This window comes from Sulfitobacter sp. SK012 (assembly GCF_003352085.1).
In the GTDB taxonomy this organism is placed as follows: Bacteria; Pseudomonadota; Alphaproteobacteria; order Rhodobacterales; family Rhodobacteraceae; genus Sulfitobacter.
Genome location: NZ_CP025804.1, coordinates 2,025,445 through 2,047,863 on the forward strand (window position 1 = coordinate 2,025,445; position 22,419 = coordinate 2,047,863).

General features: G+C 53.3%; 15 protein-coding genes and 1 tRNA gene. 13 read left to right on the plus strand and 3 right to left on the minus strand.

The features are described from left to right. The first annotated feature begins 487 nt into the window (after positions 1-487). The 5 genes from urtA to urtE are packed head-to-tail and all read left to right on the plus strand — an operon-like array spanning position 488 to position 6,388. Positions 488-1,762, plus strand: coding sequence for an urea ABC transporter substrate-binding protein (urtA, locus tag C1J03_RS09865; protein WP_114886074.1), 1,275 nt, complete (start codon positions 488-490; stop codon positions 1,760-1,762). Between the two features lie 60 nt (positions 1,763-1,822). Next, complete coding sequence (gene urtB, locus C1J03_RS09870; RefSeq protein WP_114886076.1) at positions 1,823-3,772, plus strand: urea ABC transporter permease subunit UrtB; 1,950 nt, start codon at positions 1,823-1,825, stop codon at positions 3,770-3,772. A 4-nt stretch (positions 3,773-3,776) separates the two neighbouring features. Continuing rightward, complete coding sequence (gene urtC, locus C1J03_RS09875) at positions 3,777-4,952, plus strand: urea ABC transporter permease subunit UrtC (RefSeq protein ID WP_114886078.1); 1,176 nt, start codon at positions 3,777-3,779, stop codon at positions 4,950-4,952. Then, positions 4,949-5,689 (plus strand): urea ABC transporter ATP-binding protein UrtD, encoded by a 741-nt coding sequence (gene urtD, locus C1J03_RS09880; protein WP_114886080.1) that lies wholly within the window; start codon positions 4,949-4,951, stop codon positions 5,687-5,689. Before urtC ends, urtD begins: the two co-directional genes overlap by 4 nt. Before the next feature lie 3 nt (positions 5,690-5,692). Beyond that, positions 5,693-6,388 (plus strand): urea ABC transporter ATP-binding subunit UrtE, encoded by a 696-nt coding sequence (gene urtE / locus C1J03_RS09885; RefSeq protein ID WP_114886082.1) that lies wholly within the window; start codon positions 5,693-5,695, stop codon positions 6,386-6,388. Between the two features lie 1,036 nt (positions 6,389-7,424). On the opposite strand, the gene C1J03_RS25295 is transcribed toward urtE, so the two are convergent. Beyond that, positions 7,425-7,525 (minus strand) — tRNA-Cys (locus C1J03_RS25295). 376 nt (positions 7,526-7,901) lie between these two features. Between C1J03_RS25295 and C1J03_RS09890 the strand changes: the two genes are divergently transcribed. From C1J03_RS09890 to C1J03_RS09920, 6 genes are all read left to right on the plus strand, one after another. Then, positions 7,902-9,209, plus strand: a complete 1,308-nt coding sequence (locus C1J03_RS09890; protein ID WP_114886084.1) for a tyrosine-type recombinase/integrase — start codon at positions 7,902-7,904, stop codon at positions 9,207-9,209. Further along, entirely contained in the window at positions 9,202-9,894 is a 693-nt protein-coding gene (locus C1J03_RS09895; RefSeq protein WP_114886086.1) for a hypothetical protein, read from the plus strand. Before C1J03_RS09890 ends, C1J03_RS09895 begins: the two co-directional genes overlap by 8 nt. A 417-nt stretch (positions 9,895-10,311) precedes the next feature. Further along, positions 10,312-11,019, plus strand: a complete 708-nt coding sequence (locus C1J03_RS09900; RefSeq protein WP_114886088.1) for a helix-turn-helix domain-containing protein — start codon at positions 10,312-10,314, stop codon at positions 11,017-11,019. A gap of 588 nt (positions 11,020-11,607) precedes the next feature. After that, positions 11,608-15,162, plus strand: coding sequence for an adenylate/guanylate cyclase domain-containing protein (locus C1J03_RS09910; RefSeq protein WP_114886093.1), 3,555 nt, complete (start codon positions 11,608-11,610; stop codon positions 15,160-15,162). Further along, the gene (locus tag C1J03_RS09915) at positions 15,155-15,463 is read left to right on the plus strand and encodes a DUF4242 domain-containing protein (RefSeq protein ID WP_254694235.1); all 309 of its coding nucleotides are present in this window, start codon (positions 15,155-15,157) and stop codon (positions 15,461-15,463) included. Before C1J03_RS09910 ends, C1J03_RS09915 begins: the two co-directional genes overlap by 8 nt. A 150-nt stretch (positions 15,464-15,613) precedes the next feature. Continuing rightward, positions 15,614-17,035 (plus strand): FAD-binding oxidoreductase, encoded by a 1,422-nt coding sequence (locus tag C1J03_RS09920; RefSeq protein ID WP_114886095.1) that lies wholly within the window; start codon positions 15,614-15,616, stop codon positions 17,033-17,035. A 404-nt stretch (positions 17,036-17,439) separates the two neighbouring features. On the opposite strand, the gene C1J03_RS09925 is transcribed toward C1J03_RS09920, so the two are convergent. Further along, on the minus strand, positions 17,440-18,909 hold the full coding sequence (locus tag C1J03_RS09925) for a tetratricopeptide repeat protein (RefSeq protein ID WP_114886097.1): 1,470 nt from the start codon (positions 18,907-18,909) through the stop codon (positions 17,440-17,442). Positions 18,910-19,822: 913 nt separating this feature from the next. Between C1J03_RS09925 and C1J03_RS09930 the strand changes: the two genes are divergently transcribed. Further along, entirely contained in the window at positions 19,823-20,746 is a 924-nt protein-coding gene (locus tag C1J03_RS09930; protein ID WP_162798489.1) for a sulfotransferase domain-containing protein, read from the plus strand. Between the two features lie 307 nt (positions 20,747-21,053). Here the strand turns inward: C1J03_RS09930 and C1J03_RS09935 are convergent, their stop codons facing one another. Beyond that, entirely contained in the window at positions 21,054-21,746 is a 693-nt protein-coding gene (locus tag C1J03_RS09935) for a winged helix-turn-helix transcriptional regulator (protein WP_114886102.1), read from the minus strand. A 172-nt stretch (positions 21,747-21,918) separates the two neighbouring features. Between C1J03_RS09935 and C1J03_RS09940 the strand changes: the two genes are divergently transcribed. Next, the gene (locus C1J03_RS09940) at positions 21,919-22,278 is read left to right on the plus strand and encodes a group I truncated hemoglobin (protein ID WP_114886104.1); all 360 of its coding nucleotides are present in this window, start codon (positions 21,919-21,921) and stop codon (positions 22,276-22,278) included. Positions 22,279-22,419: the final 141 nt, after the last annotated feature.

Sequence of the window (22,419 nt, forward strand, 5' to 3'; positions counted from 1 at the left end):
GTGTGATCATCGCTATAGACAGACGGCTTGCGCTCTTGGTTGCAACGCGTTTCGGACAAGTCTCTTTGAGGCCGCCAGCTGTGGAGTGATTTTTTTATAGGAGGTCCGCGCAATCAATGGTGTAGCCTGTTTTTCGGCCGCTTTTGGCGATCTAGGGAGGTGGGGTGGTGTTCAAATATCCTGCACAATCGCGCGAATGCCCAATTGTGCGGCATCAAAGGTCAATTCCGCCCAGCATTTAAGCAAACAACTATGATGGTTGATTTAGTCTTCAGACAAAATTGCCCTACGTGCCGCAACGCAGCAATCATAGGCCATCCCCTGCCGTTGAACCGTGACGGCGACAAAGAGGGGTGTGTGACGACCGGATGAATTGGACCTCAGGCCAGCCGCCACACGGTTTGCAACATTTAAGTTGCAGGGAATAGCTAGTGCGCATGTCTTGCGAGAGCAAGATACGGCTGGTTTCCCTGCATGGAGATATCACATGAAAACGACCACTGCTCTTGCCACTGCTCTTGCCACGCTGACAGCCCTGCCTGCCATGGCCGCTGATTGCCCAATCAAGGTGGGTGTGCTGCATTCACTTTCCGGAACGATGGCAATTTCCGAAACCACGTTGAAAGACACGATGCTAACGCTGATTGAACAGCAAAATGCAAAAGGGGGCGTACTAGGGTGTCAGCTTGAAGCCGTTGTTGTTGACCCGGCCTCTGATTGGCCCTTGTTTGCTGAAAAAGCGCGCGAGTTATTGACGGTTCAAGACGTCGATGTGATTTTTGGCAACTGGACCAGCGTAAGCCGTAAGTCTGTTCTGCCGGTTATTGAAGAGTTGAACGGCCTGCTGTTCTACCCTGTCCAATATGAAGGTGAAGAAAGCTCCAAGAATGTATTCTACACAGGTGCTGCGCCAAACCAGCAGGCTATTCCTGCCACAGATTACTTTCTTGAGGAACTCGGCATCGAAAAGTTCGCGTTGCTTGGCACTGACTACGTGTATCCTCGCACGACGAACAATATCCTTGAAGCTTACCTGAAATCCAAAGGTACTGCGGACAGCGACATCTTTGTAAACTACACACCCTTTGGCCATTCCGACTGGTCCAAGATCGTGGCTGATGTTGTTGCCCTCGGCGCAGACGGCAAGAAGGTTGGCGTGATCTCGACCATCAACGGCGACGCGAACATTGGCTTTTACAAAGAGCTTTCAGCGGCAGGAATTTCAGCAGATGACATTCCGGTTGTGGCCTTTTCGGTTGGTGAGGAAGAACTCTCCGGCCTGGATACCAGCAACCTTGTCGGGCACCTCGCGGCTTGGAATTATTTCCAATCCGCCGACACGCCCGCCAACGCTGAATGGATCGCGGCATGGAAAGAACGCATGGGCGAGGAGCGTGTGACCAATGATCCGATGGAGGCGCATTATATCGGCTTCAACATGTGGGTAAATGCAGTGACCCAAGCAGGCAGCGCAGAAGTTGATGCCGTCCGCATAGCGATGTATGGGCAAGAGTTCCCGAACCTGACAGGCGGCACTGCCGTCATGCTGCCTAACCACCACCTCGCTAAGCCAGTGCTGATCGGCGAGATCACGGCAGAGGGTCAGTTCGACATCATCAGTCAGACCAGCGAAGTACCGGGCGATGCATGGACCGACTTCCTTCCAGAATCTGCCAAGCTGATGTCGGATTGGAAGGACTTAGGCTGCGGTATGTACAACACCGAGACACAGACCTGCGTGCAGACTCTGTCCAACTACTAATCAACTTAGCGAGGGCATGTTTCGGCGTGCCCTCCACCTCTGATTTCCCGGAAAATATTCATGAAGACCTTACTGCTGGCTCTTAGCTTCGCGCTATCCCTGAGCCATTGGGCCTCGGCTCAAACGACCCCCGTCCAAGATGTGTTGCAAAACCAGCGGGCGCTGATCGAGAAAAGCTCGCGTCGCACAATTGGTCCCGCAATTGATGCACTGGTGGCAAGCGGGTTGCCGCAGATGCAGAATGTGCTGGAGGTGTGGCAAGCCAAGGAGATGTGGCAACACAAGGCTGATGGGTTGTTCTATACCGCGACCAAGAACGCGGACGGAACCTATAGTCTTCAAGACTTTGAGCAGGGCATAGAGGTTGGTACGGCCACTGCCACCGATCTCAAACAGCTCAAACCCAACAGCGGTGTGCGGGCGATGATCGCCACCGCTTTGGTGCAGTTTCAACTTTCCGACCCTGACGTATCCAAACGTGCCGATGCGTTGAACTCGATTGCGCGCGATCCTGAGGCCGCGTTGTTGGTGCCGCTACGGGCCTCGATCGAGGGCGAAACGGACGCGGATATACTTGCACGCAAGATGCGTTTGGAGCGGCTGATGAGCATGGCCTTTGACAGCGATGTTCCGACTCGAGTGGCTGCTATCAATGATATGTCGGGTGATCTGGGTGTCGACTTTCGCGCAACGCTGAACCCGATCCTAAGCACCACACGGGTTGTGGCCGAAATCCAACCGGATGCGAACATCGCCCAAGAGGTGAAAGTGGGTAGCGATACGCTGACACGTGATGCCGCCTATGCGCTACTGATCGCAGCGGGTAAAGCACCGGTCGAGATCACGGCTGAAGCCCGCGATGCGGCACTTGAGGCGCACATCGAAGGTGGCCGGATCACAGGCTTGCCAGTGGCGCAGCTGTCTACAGAAGCCGCGCGTGACAGAGCGTATGATAGGCTTGTTTCGCGCGGCCAAGCGGCCCCTCGGGTGACGCAAGCGGACATCGACGCGAGCCTTGCCACTTATCGTTTCTTTGACGTCTATTCTGAACCTTCACTGGCGGTCACAGCGTCTGCCAAGGCCGCGCTTGCGGCGTCCGAGGCAAGGGTGGCGATCAGTCGCGCGGCCGATCTGGGCCTAGATGCGCTTTCACTGGCTTCAATCTATTTTCTCGCCGCCATTGGCCTTGCCATCACTTTTGGCGTGATGGGCGTGATCAACATGGCGCATGGTGAGTTCATCATGATGGGGGCCTACACCGGTTACGTCGTGCAGTTGTTCGTGCCTAACCACACGGCCTCGATCCTGATTGCAGTTCCTTTGGCCTTTGCCGTTACTTTTGCTGCCGGCGTCGCATTGGAACGCCTTGTTGTGCGTTGGCTTTATCACCGTCCGCTTGAGACCTTGCTCGCGACTTTTGGTGTCTCAATCGCATTGCAACAACTGGCAAAGAACATCTTTGGCACTCAGGCACGTCCATTGACCTCGCCTGCATGGCTGGACGGCGCTTGGGTCATCAATGATGTGGTTTCCATCAGTTATATCCGCATCGCCATTTTTATCCTCGCTCTGCTTTTTCTGGCCCTGTTTCTGTTCATCATGAAACGCACGCGGCTAGGTTTGGAGACCCGTGCCGTGACACAAAATCCACGTATGGCAGCTAGCATGGGGATCAATCCGGACCGTGTGAATATGCTGACCTTCGGTCTTGGATCTGGCATCGCGGGCATCGCAGGTGTTGCGATCGGTCTATTCGCCAAGGTGACCTCCGAGATGGGTAGCGACTACATTGTGCAGAGCTTCATGACCGTAGTTGTCGGCGGCGTTGGCAATATCTGGGGCACGCTGGCGGGGGCGGCGATGATTGGTGGCTTCCAGAAGGGTGTCGAATTCCTGAACCCTTCAAACACATTGGCGGCGCAAACCTACATGATCATTTTTATCATCATCTTCATTCAGTTCCGGCCGCGGGGGATCATCGCCCTCAAAGGCCGTGCGGCGGGGGATTAACGCCATGAACAGATCATTTATTGCGCGCAATCCCTCGACTTTGGTTTTCCTCGCGGGTCTGGCGTTGTTCACACTGGTTATCACTGTCTTGTCCGAAGGCTTCGGCATAGGTGCCATCTCAACCAGTTTCGTCAAGATCTTGGGCAAGACGTTGTGCCTGTGCCTGATCGCCATCGCGATGGACCTGATTTGGGGCTACACGGGCATCCTGTCGCTGGGTCACTTCGCGTTCTTCGGCCTTGGTGGGTACATGATTGGCATGTGGCTGATGTACGAACGCACCCGGCAAATCGTCGTGAATTCATTGTCAGAAGGAGTGCTGCCCCCGACACCCGAAGAAATCACAACTGGGATCGGCAACCAAATATTTGGTGTTGTGGGCAGCAGTGAATTCCCGTTGATCTGGGCATTCGCGGACAGTTTGGTTTTGCAATTGGCCTTTGTGGTGCTCGTTCCCGGCCTCCTTGCACTGGTTTTCGGCTGGCTCGCCTTTCGCAGCCGCGTGACAGGCGTGTACCTGTCGATCCTGACCCAAGCGATGACCCTAGGCCTATCGCTGTATCTGTTTCAGAACGCCAGCGGGCTGCGCGGCAACAACGGCCTGTCAGGTCTGCAGAACCTTCCGGGCGTCACCGCCCCACAGTCAGTGGTATCGCTGTGGTTCTTTTGGGCCTCTGCGCTGGCTCTTGGCCTTGGCTACCTGTTGGTCGCGTGGGTGGTCTCTGGCAAATTCGGTTCCGTCATTCGGGGCATTCGCGACAACGAAGCACGGGTGCGGTTCTTGGGGTACTCGGTTGAGACCTACAAGTTGGCCGTGTTTACCCTGACAGCCTGTATTTCTGGTATCGCAGGGGCGCTGTATTACCCGCAGGCGGGTATCATCAATCCTGCTGAAGTGGCCCCAATTGCTTCAATCTACCTCGCTGTTTGGGTGGCTATTGGCGGACGCGGCAGACTCTATGGCGCGGTGATCGGAACAGCATTTGTCAGTCTCGTGTCCAGTTGGTTTACAGGCGGCCAAGCACCGGACGTCTCTTTGGGTTTTTACACGATCAAATGGGTGGATTGGTGGCTTGTGCTGCTCGGTCTCAGCTTTGTGCTGGTCACGTTATATGCGCCGAACGGCATGGGTAGCTTGATTGACCTGCTAAAGCGCAAGCACAAGGAAACGGATACATGAGCACCCTTCTCGAAGTCTCAGGCGTCACGGTTAGCTTTGACGGGTTCCGTGCCATCAACAACCTCTCATTCCAGATCGCGAAAGCTGAATTGCGGGCTGTGATCGGGCCAAATGGTGCGGGCAAGACGACATTCATGGACATCGTCACTGGCAAAACACGGCCCGATTCTGGGCGTATTCTGTGGGGCGACAAAAACCTGTCCCTTATCGGCATGTCAGAGGCCAAAATCGCCCAAGCTGGCATCGGCCGCAAATTTCAAAAGCCAACCGTGTTCGAGGAGCAGACCGTTCAAGAGAACTTGATGATGGCCCTGCGCAAAGATCGTGCGCCCTTGGCGGTGCTGTTTTTCAAACCCTCCAAGTCAGACTTTGCCCGCGTCGAGTCTCTTGCTGAACAGATAGGGTTGGACGAGGCGCTGTTACGCGTGTCCGGAGAGTTGAGCCACGGCCAAAAGCAATGGCTAGAGATCGGCATGTTGTTGGCGCAGGAACCGCAACTGCTGTTGGTCGACGAACCTGCAGCGGGCATGACCCTGGCCGAAAGGGAGAAGACCACCGCGATTCTTGTTCATGCGGCCAAGACCCGCGCAGTGGTCGTCGTCGAGCACGATATGGAGTTTGTCAGGCGTTTGAATTGCAAGGTCACCGTGCTCCACGAAGGGGCAGTTCTGGCAGAGGGATCGCTGGATCATGTGACTAAAAACCAAGACGTCATCGACGTTTATTTGGGGCGCTAAGATATGTTGAACGTAAATGAACTAACCCTCCACTACGGAAAGTCGGAGATCCTCTACGGCATCTCAATGCATGCTAAATTGGGCGAGGTGACTTGCGTCATGGGCACAAACGGCGTCGGAAAAACCAGCCTGCTCAGAGCAATTTCTGGCACGCATCTGCGGTCGGGCGGGGACATCACATTTGACGGAAAATCCCTCGGCCAAATAGGTGCGCATAAAATGGCTCAGATGGGCGTTGGCTATGTGCCGCAGGGGCGCGATATTTTTCCTTTGCTCACAGTGCGCGAAAACCTGCAAACAGGGTTTTCCTGCCTGCCCAGTTCACAGCATTTTATACCGGATGATATCTTTGAGTTATTTCCCGTTCTCAAGGAAATGGCGCACCGTCGGGGGGGCGATCTGTCGGGGGGGCAACAACAACAGTTGGCCATCGCTCGTGCTCTGATCACCAAGCCAAAACTGCTGCTGTTGGACGAGCCAACGGAAGGAATCCAACCCAACATTATCCAACACATCGGAAAGGTCATTAGCCTGCTGCGGGATCGTGGAGATATGGCGATCGTTTTGGTCGAGCAATATTTTGATTTTGCATTCGAATTAGCGGATCAAATTATTGTTATGCGACGTGGGGAAATAGTTGAGAATGCGGTGAAAAATGAGATTGAGCGTGAAGACATTTTAAGAGAAGTATCCGTCTGAAGTGTCAACTGAAACATCGGTTGATAGTCTAATCTTGACGCTTCGGAATGCCCCGCACCAACTTCATAAAAAATGTGTTCTCCCATACTGGTCACCCCTCTGCACTATCTCTTGATAGTGCTGTTCTTTACGACTGCTGAATTCTAGCAGCAGTAATTAAAGTAGGTCAGCGAATGCACTCATTGATCCAACTTGGTTAGTTGGAGCCGACCGCTTCAAACGGTTGGTCAGAATTCTGCGGATTTCGATGTCATCGAATGACCGGCTTGGGTGCTGTATCTCTGAGAATCTGACGCTGCGGTTGCAATGGATTTCACTAAATAGAGGTTCCCGAGTTTCGTTTTATGTTCACCATCTCAGCATGGAACAGCCCCTTAGGGAAATTGCGAGAATGGCTGGTTGAGCAAACCTGCGGTGCGGCATCTGGTTGGCCAGTGTAATGTCGCTATGAGCCGCAAGAGTTTGTCAGATCATAGATCTTTTTGGCTTATTCTTCATGGCTTGCTTGACGCCCATACAGGTATGAAATGTTACAAATTTGTCTAGCGGGCGTTGTTTAATGGTTAAGACCTCAGTTTTCCTCAGTTTTCCAAACTGATGCCTTTGAATAAGTGCTTGATCTGCCTAGAACAACTTTTTTCCGACAAATTACATACTAAAAGCAGCACCGATCTAGTTTAAGTTGCAGCCTATTTTTATTTACCAGTGTCCTGTTTCGATAGGCATGTTTGACCGACCTGAATAGGTCGTGATGATCTTACGGTTTTGTACTGAAAGCTACCTCTACAAACAATTTGTAAATCTTAGATGTTGTTGGCGGCAAGCACCTACAGCAGGAAGGGCATCCTCAGACAGGCCCGTTCCTTTGCATTTGCAGCGTGTGGAATTCCACGTTCATTTTCCAGTCCCGAAAAATGCAAAGTAAATTGCTATGCCCATTACGGTGTGTTGAATATTTTTTGGGTGGGTAGTTGTGATCCAAATATAGGTTGATGACCAAAATAACCTTTAAAAACAACAGTTTAGAAATATTAGATGGAGGCGAGTGGGAGAATCGAACTCCTGGACACGGATTTGCAATCCGTTGGTCCAATCTTGAGAGGATCTGGTGATAAATTCGGTGACAAGGTGAGACCCTTAGGCTTTCCCCTAAAGCAAAAAAGCCACCAAGCTATTGAGCTCAGTGGCTTTTTATGGCTCCGACGGTAGGGATCGAACCTACGACCAATTGATTAACAGGCGATTTTCAAACGACTGTAAGTCTGTGATTTTATGGGCTCTCACACTAAAAGTGATTATTTATACTTTATCTCAACGACATAGGGGGCATCGATGTTGACAGTCATCGCCAGAAGACGCCATTTAGAGCCTGTACGGTTGGTGACAAATCCGGTGACAAATCTTGGGCCCCAAAGCCTTCGCCGCGCTCACAGCAACGGATGGTTATCAGGGTGGTTTCGTTGAGCTTGGCTGACTTAACTATTTTAGGGACTTGGGGCGAGGGTAGGGGTAAATGGCAAAACTAACGGACGGCAAAAATGGGATCATCGCCAAGGAAGCTGCTCCAGAGCATGGGCAGCGTTTCATCTATGACGATCATCGCGATGCGCCACGTGGTTTCGGTCTCCGGATTACGTCGGCAGGGGGCAAGGCTTTCATATTGAGCTACACAGTGGACGGCAGAAAACGTCGTATGACTATTGGCGACTGGCCGACCTGGACGCTCGAAGCAGCTCGAATTGAGGCACGAGAATTGGTGTTGAAGATTAGTTCTGGCGCTGACCCACTTGAACACACGCGTCGGCGTAAGTCAGAACCATTGGTTCGCGATTTGGCTGTGGAATGGCTCGAGATGCACGCCACTGGTCTCAAGAGCGAGCGCGCCATTCGAGGTTACATCATTAATGACCTGGTTCCGGCCATTGGTCGCTTGAAGGTGAGCGATGTTCGGCGTCGAGACGTTATCGAGGTTGTAGAGGCGAAGGCGGAACATACTCCACGTGCTGCGGCCCAGCTGCTTCTCTATGCCCGTCGAATGCTCGACTACGCGACGGATAGAGATTACTTGCCGGCGAACCCCCTCGCTGGCCTAAAGCCTTCTTCCATCAAGGTGAAAGGCAGGCGTGACCCATTGAAGCCAGTAATGCGGACCAGAGTTCTGGATGATGACGAGGTCAGAGTGTTTTGGCGCAATGTCGAAACATCTGGCCTTCACCGTTTAACTGCACTGGCGCTCAAGCTGGTACTGGTAACAGGGCAAAGGCCGGGTGAGGTGGCCGGGATGCATATAGACGAGATCGAGGGCCGAATTTGGACCATTCCTGCAAGTCGCAGAGGTAAAACTCAAACAGCACATACTGTCTATTTGACCGACACGGCGCTCGGTATTTTGGAATGTGCGAGATCAGAACTGGACCGGCTGCAAGAGCGCAGGAATGTTGCTTCGAAAGGCTATCTGTTTGAGGCGAGGCCGAAGCGCCCCATTACCAACGCTGCACTTTGCCGTGCCGTAGACCGACAGAGCGAAGCGCTTGGGGCCAAGGATGTGCTGCCATGGGGCCGGTGGACCCCACATGACCTACGCCGCACCATGCGCACAGGGCTTTCCGCCTGCAAGGTCCGCCCTGATATCGCTGAATTGACAATTGGCCACGTCAAGACCGGTATGGTCGCAGTCTATGACCAACATTCATTTGAAGATGAACAACGCGAGGCCCTGATTGTTTGGGAAAACCGACTATTTGGGGTTGTAGAGGGACGCGGACTGGCCCTCGAACCAAAGAATGTGGTGCTGCTTAGGGAGAAACGGACCAATGCCTGAGGACGTCAAAAGCGGTGTCGGAATGATGGTGCGTACCCAGATTCAATATGATTTGACTGCAAAAGGTGGAGAAGCCGAGTGGCAAGCATCTAGAGACCATATGATGATCTCATTCATGGGGACCGGTGAGAAACGTCAAGAAATAGCGGAACAGTGCAGAGTTCATCTCAAAAGCAAGGGTGTCGAGGATCCACAGGATCCAATGGCTCTGAATAATGCGCTCAACGAATTTGCTGAAGATACCATGACGCATCTCGCAGCAAAGTGGCTCTTCGAATTATATCGCATTAATTCTGTCAAAGCAGAGGTGCTAAAGGATGCCAACCCAAAGTCATTGGAACACCTCATTTATCACGCTGTAGAGATGGGCAAGATCCAAGAACGCTTTTTTTGGAGGCAGGGCAACGAAGATGCGACTGGCAAAAGCCGCGAAACACTCGGTCTCGCGGGGAAACGACAAGTCAAAAATGGTCAACAAGGCAACGAGATGCGAACAGATAATAGTTTCGGTGTTCAGCGCGGAGCAGACGCGCAGGCCTATGTTGATGACCTCAGTAAACGCAAGCCTCACTTGTCGTGGGCTGATTTGCAAAGAAGAGTGGCAAAAAAGTTCGACGTGAGCGAGTCCACGATTAAACGACACCTCACAAATCCAAAGAAAGTAGGGTCAAGCAGGAGCGAATGACCCTCCGACAGTGAGCGACAACGGCGTCATGATGTAACTAGATGAGGTCATTCATGTCATTCCGCGATCTAATATCCGAAACTGACTACGCAGAGCAACGTGGCGTTTCAATTCGTTCTGTCCAACGTGAGCGGGCACAGCGTGTCGGCCCGCCGTTTATCAAAGTTGGACGTAAGGTGTACTACCGGCCTGCAGCCATCGAAGCATGGCTGTTGTCGATGGAACAGATTCAACCGAGATCACCGAGGGCTTCGTCATGACTGGCGCTCTCGTTCCATTTGAAGAGAAAACCGGGCATCACTTAGTTTCCCGTGGTCGAGCCAAAGTTAAGGATCGGTGCTTCTGTAGCGTCTGCAACTTAGGGAGTTGGGCTGAATTTTGCATAATGCGGTTAAATGCAGGGCAGGGGGTGGCCCAATGACAAAACGAGCCCCGCTTGATCTATTACAAAAATGGCACGTGTCCCAATATTGGACGCGCCGGCAACCACTCCTGACACGTACTGCTCTTCTCGTCCTTCTGAGGTTGTTGGATCGACAAAATACCAAAACCGGCCGGTGCGACCCATCGGCCTTAGGCCTGTGTGAAGAAACGGGTTTTTCGGAACGTGGCGTACGTGGTGCATTCAAGGAACTAGAAAGCCGTGGCGCACTAAAGCGGCGTCATGTAGCCAAGCGTGCCCGCAACCAATTCCTCATATTCTCTGTGGATGAGATTGGCCAAAACCAACGCTCGGCAGAGTTGAAATCGCGCGCAGGAGCGCGAACAGGGTTGCAGCCTGTTGCCGCTCCCCCTGCAATGCGCTGCCGCAAGAACCTGAAGCGGACTGCACCCGAACAAATAAAAGAAACTATAAAGAAACAAGACAGAGCTGAGAGAGTGGAGGTGGTCGGGCCAACGTCGCTTCGGAATGCCGGGGATAGTGCAGGACGACAGATCAATCCTGGAGACTTCGAACGGAGAATGGTGAAGGTTTTTGAGAGCAAGGGCTATGGTTATGAAGGATTGCTAGAACTTCCGGCTGGCAAACTGGAGCAGGTATTCGAGTCCTACAGAGATGGAGGCAGATCTTTTGGACAGTCGGTCGGAGATCTTTTGGACGCATACAAAGTTCAATTGGACTGATGAACATGGCTTTTGACGGAGCTTCTGGCAGCCAAGTCCCTCAATCAGGGCATTTGCCGCAAACGCCGCAAATGCCGCAGCAGCAAGCGCCTGCATGCAACGTTTTGACAGATCAAAAAGACACCTATGAGGAGCGTCTTTGTATTTTGCCCGGCCCTGCTGGGATCCAAGCGGCGGGGTTGGCAAATGAGCACGGCCCCGCCGCTGCAATCGTCGCTGGGTCGACAAGAGGAAAAAACACCTCTGCGTGGTTCCAGCCCGGGTCTGATCGATGTTCAAGTTTTAACCGCCTATGTTCCCTTCACGCGACGATCGCGAGGAGGGATGGGCCATATCAAAGGAAGCACAATAGGCGGCAGGGGGGGCCGATTGCTGCACCACGCACATTTTGGCGCTAAGGGCGGAAAGGAGACGTTCGCTGCAAAACAGAGGGGAAACCCATGCCATGCCCCAAGCAGACATCCCGATGCAGGCAAAACGGACAGGTGCGCCTGAAGTGAGACCCTAATTCGAAATGTAGGTCAGGGTGGTCGGTCTCGAGCTCATGAAACATGTATCCCGATCTTCTGTTTTCTGAGAAGGTTGCTTATGGAGTCTTCTGTTTCCAAATGGCTGGGACAAATTGGGTTAGGTGTCTACGCGGACATTCTGGCCGAAAACGACGTTGATATGCGGGCCCTGCCACTTCTGTCAGAGGCAGATCTTCGAGAGTTGGGCGTGTCTCTTGGGCATCGCAAAATATTGATGGCTGCGATCGCTGATGTTGGTTCGACAGTTCAACCACAAACGACCACCTTAGCCAAACCGTCGGAACCAGATCCTACGCCGGAGGTCACCCCCACAGATGACGCAGAACACCGGCTGTTGACTGTTTTGTTCGCGGATATCGTCGGGTCGACCGAATTGTCGCGACAACTTGAGCCCGAACAGATGCGCGAAGCTTTGCGCAGCTTTCAGGACGCCGTGAATGGGGTTGTTTCCAGATACGGCGGTTATGTAGCAAAATATCTTGGAGACGGAGCGTTGACCTATTTCGGCTGGCCGACGGCCTACGAAGATCACGCCAGCCGAGCCGTTCATGCCGGGTTGGAAATCATTGCCGCCCTTAAAGAAATCCGGCCAAATGGTAAGGCTCTTTCAGGCAGGGTTGGCATTGCAACTGGCCGCGTCGTCGTTGGTGATCTTGTCAGTTCAGGTGGAACTGAAACCGGTGCTATTGCGGGCGATACCCCTAATTTGGCTGCCCGATTGCAGGCCGTCGCCCAACCCGGTGACGTCGTAATCGGCCCTACGACCCGCAGACTTTGTGGGAAAGAATTTATCTTGGAAACCTTAGGTGCGACGCGGCTCAAGGGATACGAAAACGAAGTTGAACCCCATCGCGTTGTGGCACCAAGCACCGTCGAAAGCCGGTTTTCTGCACAGCGTCTATCAGGTCTGGTACGTTTGGTCGGGCGCGTTGGTGAGCGGCAAATTCTTCTTGATCGTTGGCAGAGCGCTATTCAAGGCCGAGGTCAGGTGGTTATGATTTCAGGTGACGCGGGCATTGGGAAATCCCGTCTTGTCGAGGCACTGATGAGCGAGGTGAACCATACGCCGCATGAATTGATACGCATGCAGTGTTCTCCTTACCATTCTACCAGCGCGTTTCACCCAATCGCTGAACGCATTCTAAGATCTTCTGGCATTCGGCCCGAAGACACAGCCGACATTCGAGCAACCAAGATCAAAGCTATGCTCGAGACCACCCCACAACAGGTTCCGCGTGCGGCCGAGGTTTATGCCGAACTTTTGTCAATCGGGCACAAAGAAAACACTGAAATTGGCACCCTCACGCCGCAGAACCTGAAAGACCTGACAATACAAACAATCGTCGAACGGATGGCCGCGATGGCATCGCAAAAAGCGGTTCTAATGGTGCTGGAAGATTCCCATTGGATCGATCCGTCCTCTCAGGAGGTTCTTGAGAGATTGACCCTTAAAATTGCCGATTTGCCGGTTCTTTTGCTCGTTACGCAGAGACCTGAGGGTGCATCTGATTGGGCGCTCGACTATGACAATGCAACGCTGTTGCCACTAGGGTTGCTGACCCGCGACCAGACGACGGAAATGATTACGAGCATTTTGGGTCAGGCACCAGATAGTGCTTTTGTTGACGATATTGAAAAACGTGCGGGCGGCGTTCCGTTATTTGTCGAAGAATTGGCACGATCTGTTGCAGAACGAAGCGAGGGCGACGGCGAGGTAACCATCCCCGAGACACTTCAAGGGTCATTGATGGCCCGGCTTGACAGGTTGTCGCGCGGGGCAAGGAACGTTGCTTTGGTTGCGTCAGTCATCGGGCGCGACTTTGATGCAAGCCTATTGGCGGCAGTTCTTGGATCGGATGGGGACGAACTGGATGTCTGCTTAAGTGAGTTGGCGAGCGCCCGTATACTCGTGGCCAGCGGGTCTGCTCCTGGGGCACGAATGTTTCGGCATGCCCTTATTCAGGACACGGCTTACCAATCGCTGCTTTCGCGCACCCGCCAGGCGCATCACCTGTCCATTGCCCTCCAATTGGAGGGCAGACCTGGCGACGCTATTGACCGGGAACCAGAGGTGATTGCGCGCCACTTTTCCGAGGCTGTGCACCCCCACGAAGCCATAAAGTATTGGATCAAAGCCGCTGAACGGGCCTTGGCGCGATCAGCCGATTTTGAGGCCGTCGAACATGCCAAGGCTGCGTATGGGCTTGCGGATCAGCTTGAAGACGCCGCAGATATGACCAATGCAAAAATAGCAACTGGCGTCCTGTTAGGGCGTGCGTTCGAAAGTTCGGGTGAGATTTTCGAGGCCTGTAAGGTTTTGAAATCAACTGCGGGCCTGGCAAAAGTGTTTGGGGATAACGAGCGGTTTGCCAACGCGGCCTTACATTACAGCAATGCGTTGTTTATGTCCTCATCGTCAGTTTCTCCATCGATCGCACTGCTGGAAGACGCGCTCAGCGCGACACCTGCGGATAACGAAAAGCTACGCTGCGAGCTGCTTAGTAGCCTGGCGCGCGGTAGCCTGATGCAAGGAGATGGCCGAAAAGGATCACGATATCGCGCAGAGGCCCTGACCTTGGCGCGGAAACTGGATGACATAGGATCGCTGTGCAATCTCTATTTCTCAGAGCTGCTCACACCGGCTGGGGTGCGAGAAGCCGTCGAGCTTGGGTCATGGCGCACGAAGCTTGATGAAATGTTAGACGTCGCAACACAGCTTGACGACAGCCATCAAGCCCGTGCTCGGGCGCTCGAAGTTTTTGTGTCCGCCGAAATGGGAGATCGCGATCGCATGAACCAGGCGCTCGAACAAATGGCGCTCTTTGGTAAAGACAGACAGCACATGCATTTTGAAGTCATTGTGTCTCACGGGATGGCAATGAAGGCGATTTTGGATGGTGATTTTCAGTCGGCGGAAAAACTTACAAACACAGCCGTTGACCTTGGTCAGAAGACATATGGCGGATCAACAGAGGGAGTGCATGGCATGCAAATGTTCACCATTCGCCGTGAGCAAGACCGATTAGCTCAGATCGCGCCCGTCATCAAGAAGATGCTGGACGATGACCCGTCGGACGCCGCCTGGAAGCCCGGGTTTGCGATCGTTGCAAGCGATTTGGGGCATGTAGATGCCTCTCGGCGGATGCTGCGTGAGATGGCCGAGAATGATTTCTCTTTTGCTTTGGACGCCAAGTACAGCACTACACTGGCCTATCTGGCCGAAGTCGCAGCCATTTCCGATGACAAGGGTCTGTCTGAACGCCTCTATGACCTATTGCACCCCTATGAAGAGATGACGATCACGGCAGGTGTCATGACGGTTTGTCTGGGCGCAGCCGCGCGTCAGCTTGGAATGCTATCGACAGCTTTGGGCGAGTGGGATCGTGCGGAGCGGCACTTTGAGTCAGCATTGGATTTAAACCAGCGCATGCGAACATTGCCCTGGGTAGCGTGGACGAAACACGATCTGGCAGCAATGTTGTTAAAGCGTGGTCGACCCGCGGATCGTCAGCGTGCCCTGTCAGCGGTTCAGGAAGCTATAGACGTAGCGTCTGAATTTGGTATGATCCGTTTGGCGAAGAGCAGCAAAAGCCTATTAGGTTTTGATGCATGACCTGACCCGATTAGGTCAGCTAATTGATCTTTTGGAGACCAAAATGCCGAAGTTTATTATTGAACGCAATTTTGCCGAAAAATTGGAACTGACCGCGGACGGAACAGCAAGTATTCAACAGATCAACGATGACGAGGAAGTTCGTTGGATCGTTTCATTTCTGAGCGCCGACAAGCGCAAATCATATTGTCTTTACGAAGCGCAGGATGCGGAATCTATCAAGCGCGCTGCCGACCGAGCGGGGGTGCCAGCGGACGTTATTATGTCTGTTGACGAATTTGACCCAGCTATATTCGCCTGATCTGAGCATCGCCATTCGGGACGTCAGTTGGGCTTTTTTTACGAGTATCGAATACTTGTCCTAAAGATGGCCTGAAGACCGGCACAGATCTCTGCTTTGAGGCGGAACACCAACAGGCGCGTGACCTCCATTCATTTCTGGGAGGCAACAATGACGGTAACTGTTACAGCTTGCAGCGGCAATGCCGTGGAAATTACTGAAGACGCAATCGAAGCCCTAACGGCATCTTTGCGCGGCGACGTGGTAACCCCGGACGATCCTGGGTATGACCAAGCTAGGACAATCTGGAATGCGATGCATGACCGCCGCCCCGGCCTTGTGATCCGTGCGCTTGGAGCCTGTGACATTCAGGTGGCCGTGAATTTTGCGCGTCAGAACGGGTTACTGATTTCGATTCGCAGCGGTGGCCATCAGATCGCCGGGCATGCGGTTCAGGACGGCGTCCTGCTGCTGGACCTTTCAAATATGAGATCGGTGCACGTCGATCCAAAGTCGCGTCGCGCACGTGTTGAACCTGGGGCAACATTGCGAGACGTGGATTGCGAAACACAGGCCCATGGCCTTGCTGTGCCTGTAGGGATCAACTCCACCACGGGGATTGCTGGTCTGACCCTGGGCGGTGGTTTTGGCTGGATCACGCGGAAGTATGGCATGACAATCGACAGCCTGATATCAGCGGATGTGATCATTGCAGATGGCACATTGGTAACTGCCAGTGCCGACGAAAATCCTGACTTGTTCTGGGCCATCCGTGGTGGTGGCGGAAATTTCGGAATTGTATCATCGTTTGAATTCACCCTGCACCCGGTCGGCCCGGAAGTGACAGCCGGTTTAATCGTTCATTCGCTGGATGCTGCCAGTGATCTGTTGCCCCACTATGAACGCATCGCTAAGGATGCACCCGACGAATTGACGGTCTGGGTGGTCATGCGCAAAGCCCCACCTCTGCCATTCCTTCCAGAAGAATGGCACGGTCGCGATGTGCTAATTTTTGCGGCCTGTTTGTGCGAAGAAACCGACGCGGGTCGAAAATCTGTGGCAGAATTGCGGGCCCTTGGCGACCCGATTGTTGATGTGATCGGCCCCAGCGCTTATGTCGGATGGCAAGCAGCGTTTGACCCATTGCTGGCACCCGGTGCGCGCAATTACTGGAAAAGCCATGACCTGATATCTTTACCTGTGAATGCAACGGACACGATAATCGACTCGGTGCGAAATGCACCCAGCCCGGAATGCGAAATATTTCTCGCGCATATGGGCGGTGTGGTATCCAACGTGGATGCGAGCGCGACGGCCTACCCTCAGCGAAATTCGCATTTCATCATGAATGTACATACCAGATGGCATAACCCGGACGATGACGACATTTGCCAGACTTGGGCGCGTTCCCTGTTTGACGATGTATCACCGTATTCTGTGGGTACGGCCTATGTGAATTTCATTCCCGACGATGAACCAGGACGTGTCGCTGATGTTTACGGCGCGAATTACAAAAGGCTGATCGAAGCAAAGAATGCGTATGATCCAGAAAATATGTTTCGCATAAATCACAATATTGCACCGCAGGCATAGCCCTATGTCCTAGTGTCATCGGCGCTCCAATCTGCAACTCTTTTCAAAGTGAAAACTGCATTTCGTTGCGCCGATGGCATGTCAGAAACGGTAACCTTTCGGCCTATTTGTATTCTGGATATCGCAGCCAGAGTGGTTTCTGGAATGCGGATTCGGGCCGGAAGCGTCCATAGCACTCCACCCACAGGGCGGGCGGAATCCGGACATTTGCCGCGCGCCTGACATGCGGTCGGCCCATTCACTGAAGCGGCCATTTAAGTGGCGAACTGGAGTCCTCACCAGACGGCCGACGACTCTACAAATTTCCAACGCTGTTCGTTGAGGAGTTTATAAAAACTTCGAAGGACGAGGGGCATTGCGGTGCCCGGCCACTTCGGGCGGGGCACCGCAATCCGGTCAATCAATTAGTTCAACGCGTTGAGGCTGCGGGCACGTTTGGGCGAATTGGCGAGTGTCGCACGATAAGCATCTGCCGCTTCATCGGGCTGACCCACCTCGCGAAGGATATCACCCAGAAGCTCTCGCGCAGGCATGACATGTCCGGGGGTCACCGGGCTTTTGCCGATCCCATCTTCCAGATCAGCCGCCCTCGTTTGAAGCGTGACGGCAAGTTCGTCATTTCCCTCTGCCAGTTCGATCCACGCCTCGACGCTAAGGATCTGGCCTTCGGTCAGTTTCGCCCAATAGCCTTGGCCGCGTTCCTGCATCGCTTGATGCAACGCCTTTAATTCCTCCACGGCTGCACGGGCTGTCTCAACATCCTTGATCTGTGCCGCTCCCAAGCCCTTAGCGAACCAGCGCATCGCGACGGTCTGTGGGAACTTTTCCCATGGGATTGAAGAATGCATATCTGACGAAAGCGTGGCTGCCTCTGCCCACTTGTCCTGTTCCAGAAGCAATCGTACGGGCGACGCAGCCAAAGCGTATGCTCCGCCGAAACCAGGCTGATGGTTGTTGATCGCCAGCATGTCGTCGACCAATTTCTCCGCCTTCTCGGGCTCTCCCATTTGGAGATGGGCGTAGACCATGTAGTCGACCGCATGGGCGTAATGGTTCTGGACGACGTCGCCTGAGGTCTTCAGCGCGGCTTCGGCAGAGCGACGATTGAGATCAATCGATTTGGACCAGTCGCCGGTGCGCGTGAAGATATGGGCTGGCATATGAAGCGCATGCGCCGCATCGGGAGCGGCCTTGTCGTAGATGTCGGCGTATGGCAGCCCCCGGTCTTTGAGCGGCGGATTGTCATAGGCATGGATCGCGTAGTGGATGACGCCGGGGTGGTCCGGCGCATTCTCATGCAAGCTATCGAGCAGATCGCCCACTGTCGCGTTGGCCTCGACGCGCCCTGGTCCGCGCGGCGCTGTTGCTAACCGACCAAGAGCGGCGAGTGCCGCAGCGTCGATGTTGTCGGGGTTTCGCGCGTAAGCGTCATCCTGAGCCGCGGCCCATGCTGAGATACGAGCGCGGTAGTCCTTATGCTCTGGGGAATAGAACGCGGCCGCAGCTGCGGCGAAAGCCTGTTCGAGCGTGTTTCCCGGTGTCTGTTCAGATAAACGCCCTGCGGCGGCGGTGCCACGTGCGGTTTCGTCCTCGGTTGGACCGCCCGGCCAGAGCGGATGGAAATTTGCCATTGCGATCCCCCATTGGGCCATCGCGCAGTCGGGATCGAAATCGGCGGCGCGGCTGAAGGAGGACTCGGCCTGAATGTACATCATATTGTGCAGCAGAGTCAGACCTCCGTCGATTGCGTCGTCGGCCTCCGCGATGCAGGTCGTCGGCAGATCCGCCGCTTGGGCTGCGCTCGAAGATAGAACGGCGACCGTGGCCAACAGCGTGACCAAAGCAGACGTGGATCGATTAATCGGGTTGAGCATCTCGAAATTCCCTTTGCTTATGTTCTGGTGCAATGCTTCGTGAATAGCGCAGGCTTTATGGACCCCCGTTTCTTCGCGCGAGGCTTGAAAGACGCTTGAAAGAGGTCACCTCACTAAGAAGAATTCTAGCACATTTACCCGTTTGAGGCGGCACATTCCTGGGATGTTGTTCTAGCGCATTGATACCAAATGGGATTGGCGTGAGTGCACTTGGTTAGTGCGCGCATTCTTTAAGGGCATCACTGCGATTCGCAGGTTTCGCTTCTGGGAGCAGTCTCGCTGAGCTAACAAAGGTCGAACCGCGGGTTTGTCCCGCACACTGTGAGTTCAGTTAGGTGCGTGTTTTGCAGACGCAGCGAACGGCAAGATTGACGGGCCGCATCGCAGCATACAACATGTCCGGCGAGCGGCAGGTAAGGGCCGGGAGCGGGGGTCGCGCCTATTGCGGTCAACGGCGGCTTTGTCCCACATAGCAGTCTTTGGTGCAAAACGCAGCGAAGGGCGGCTTAGAGCCTATTCTGTTGAAACACTCAAATAATTGGATTCCGAAAGTTTCAGCAAAAAGCACGCACTTGCGTATACAAAGTGAAGATTGCCGCGAACGGTTCCAAAGAGACGCAACAGGGCTTGGAGCCGACCTTTTTGCCGAACCCCTCGCCGAAATATTATAGATGCTCTGTGCGGGGGAGTATTTTCGATATTTGGCCGAAATTGGAGTTTTTCAACAGAATAAGCCCAAAGCTGACTCGTTGCGCTACCAGTGCTATACAAGAGTCACATGTTTTCAAAACACGCCGATGGGGAAGACCAATATCTGACAAGGACAAGAATTTTAGGAGCATGGTCACGGTTTCGAAAACGGAAGATTGACGTCTTCACGACTTGGAGACTAGCCAATAGGGAGAGTGATAACATGAGCGATACTTTGGAAAGTGATGCCCCCCCGGCAGGACCTCCGTGGATCCAGCCCGAGATTCAGCAGATGATTGAGTGGCGCGATGGCGACGTCGTCATTTCGGTGCCCATCAAGAGCGGCACAACTTGGACAATGAATATTGTCCATCAACTGCTGACCGGTGGAACTGCTGATTTCCGCGACATCTACGAGCAAGTCCCTTGGATAGAGTTTTTGGGTTTTCCAGGGCAGTCCCCTCAAGATGTTGTGGACCGCGTGGCCGCGATGCCTACCGCAGGTCGTCGCGCATTCAAAACACATTCCCCACCTCCCGGTGTGCCATTCCAGGCCGCAGCATCGGGCAAAGACGTGAAGTATGTCGTCGTTTTCCGTAACCCCGAAGAAGGTGTCGTTTCTTTTAAGACATTCCTCGACAAGCACACAGACGAGTGGTTCGACCTCTGGGGGATGCCAAGAGAAGCGTTGTGTCGCCCAGACTTTCCGTCATTCTATTCCGAGGTTATTGATGGCCATGGCATGCAGGGGGCCTTCTTTGGATTTCTCGCGGCGTGGTGGCCGCTTCGGCATGAACCAAACGTCATGTTCATCCATTTTGCGGATATGAAGCAAGACCACGAGGGATCTGTCCGAAAAATAGCGAAATTCTTAGGCGAGGAGCCGAACAACGATCAATGGGCCAAAATCCTTGAATACACATCGTTCCCTTGGATGAAGAAGAATGAGGGCAAATTTGAAGCGAGCACCGCTGGCAAGGTTCCGATTATTAATTCTGGCGCAATGATTCGTAAGGGCGAAGTTGGCAAAGCAAAGGCCGACGGAATGACTGACGAAATATCCCGGCACCTGCGCGAGGTGGGCAGCCAGATTTTTCCCGATACCGCAGCCGTTAAGTGGCTTTACGAAGGGGGCGAACTCCCCTGATATGAAAGCCGCCTGAGCACGTCACCGACTTCCAAAGATGTTGACACAGACCTATCGGGATTGTGGTTTGCATCGCCAAAAGTGCATTGTTCAGCATAGCAGTCATTGGCACAGGGCGCAGCGGATGGCGGCTTCGAGCCCATAGTGTCCGTTGCCGCAACACGCAGATTCCGACACTAAAGTGGGAAATCCGGCTTTTTACAGCTTGATGCACCAGGGGTTTGATATTCGTGAAAAGCCGTCATACGAATTGAGGTCGCGCACATGTGATACCGAAGCTTTTCTGCGCGGTTACACACAGATATGGTCAGAGACGTTTTTTCTCCGCCGCAAACGGGCTGAGACCCAGCCAATTCTGCATCTTCTCAGCGATTGTTCGAGACCCGTCTAGGCTAAGCGTTCCCTGTTCAAGTTCTTGCCTGACAGTCGTAAAACCCATCCAGATGGAAGTCATTGGCCTGAGCGTTGTGGTCACATAAAGGTCCACTTCGAAACCCGGATCAATGGAACATAAATCGATTGAACCAGTTTCTTCGGCTATCATCCACCAGTTCTGCTGGGCTTCGGAAAGGTCCGTATAGTGAAACTTAATGACACTCTGGCGTTCGGGTAAGGGGTCTACGTTCAAGTTTCGACGCATGTCCCACATCAACAAGGTAGGGTCGAGGTTCTCAAGTGTGAGATCAGCATCTACCCAACGCTGCCCCCAAACACCGATGGCTTCGATCACGCTTCTTAGGTCACGGCCTGCCTCGGTCAGTACATATTCGTAAGCGCCACGTTTGGTGGATGACTTTATTCGGTCAATCACGCCGGAGGCTTCAAGCTCCTTTAAGCGTTGTGACGGAAGTGCCGGCGACATGCGCGGCATCCCCTTTCGCAGATCACCGAATTTAGTCGACCCTTCCACTAACTCACGCAGAAGTACGATCGTCCATTTTGTGCATAGTATTTCTGAAGCCATCGCAACGGGGCAAAATTGTTTGTAGCCAGCAGTCATTATGTTGTCTCCTTTATAACTCCAGAGCTGATCTGGAAGGTATCTTTAGAAGTTTAGACTGTATCTACAGCGTAAACCACAAAGGTTCAGTTTCTGAACTAGACGGCAGGAGATTGAGCTCACTAGAGTACATCCAAGGCAAAATCTTGATATTTGGTAAAAGGAATACAAAATGACCGATACGCTTTATTCACGCCTGGGTGGAACAGATGGTATCCGAAAAATAGCTGACACTCTTGTGGACAACCACACTACCAACGCTGCGATTTCACCACGGTTTGCTGGCACCGACCTGACAAACTTGAAAAAGATGGCGGGCGATCTGTTGATCACCGGGTCGGGCGGACCAGAAATCTACTCGGGTAAAGACATGATTTCAGCTCACAAGCATATGAACATCAGTGGCAGCGAATTTGTTGCGGTTCTTGATGACGCTGTAGCTGCAATGAACGCCAACAGTGTCGGACAGCGTGAAAAGGAAGAAGTTCTGTTTATGCTCTACAGCCTGAAAGACCAAGTGATCGAAGTTTGATAGGTTAGCCGCGAGATAGTTGCCTCCGCACTCTTGCGGCCAAAGCCTGTGTTCTGATTTCACAGCCGAAAGGTGATACAATCCAATTTGGCGGATTGGTTCAACCGGACCTTCGCCGCAACGATTACCAAGGTTTGCAGT

Coding starts and splice junctions, on each gene's coding strand:
- urtA (WP_114886074.1), top strand. CDS start 488: ATGAAAACGACCACTGCTCTTGCCACTGCTCTTGCCACGCTGACAGCC.
- urtB (WP_114886076.1), top strand. CDS start 1,823: ATGAAGACCTTACTGCTGGCTCTTAGCTTCGCGCTATCCCTGAGCCAT.
- urtC (WP_114886078.1), top strand. CDS start 3,777: ATGAACAGATCATTTATTGCGCGCAATCCCTCGACTTTGGTTTTCCTC.
- urtD (WP_114886080.1), top strand. CDS start 4,949: ATGAGCACCCTTCTCGAAGTCTCAGGCGTCACGGTTAGCTTTGACGGG.
- urtE (WP_114886082.1), top strand. CDS start 5,693: ATGTTGAACGTAAATGAACTAACCCTCCACTACGGAAAGTCGGAGATC.
- C1J03_RS09890 (WP_114886084.1), top strand. CDS start 7,902: ATGGCAAAACTAACGGACGGCAAAAATGGGATCATCGCCAAGGAAGCT.
- C1J03_RS09895 (WP_114886086.1), top strand. CDS start 9,202: ATGCCTGAGGACGTCAAAAGCGGTGTCGGAATGATGGTGCGTACCCAG.
- C1J03_RS09900 (WP_114886088.1), top strand. CDS start 10,312: ATGACAAAACGAGCCCCGCTTGATCTATTACAAAAATGGCACGTGTCC.
- C1J03_RS09910 (WP_114886093.1), top strand. CDS start 11,608: ATGGAGTCTTCTGTTTCCAAATGGCTGGGACAAATTGGGTTAGGTGTC.
- C1J03_RS09915 (WP_254694235.1), top strand. CDS start 15,155: ATGCATGACCTGACCCGATTAGGTCAGCTAATTGATCTTTTGGAGACC.
- C1J03_RS09920 (WP_114886095.1), top strand. CDS start 15,614: ATGACGGTAACTGTTACAGCTTGCAGCGGCAATGCCGTGGAAATTACT.
- C1J03_RS09925 (WP_114886097.1), bottom strand. CDS start 18,909: ATGCTCAACCCGATTAATCGATCCACGTCTGCTTTGGTCACGCTGTTG.
- C1J03_RS09930 (WP_162798489.1), top strand. CDS start 19,823: ATGAGCGATACTTTGGAAAGTGATGCCCCCCCGGCAGGACCTCCGTGG.
- C1J03_RS09935 (WP_114886102.1), bottom strand. CDS start 21,746: ATGACTGCTGGCTACAAACAATTTTGCCCCGTTGCGATGGCTTCAGAA.
- C1J03_RS09940 (WP_114886104.1), top strand. CDS start 21,919: ATGACCGATACGCTTTATTCACGCCTGGGTGGAACAGATGGTATCCGA.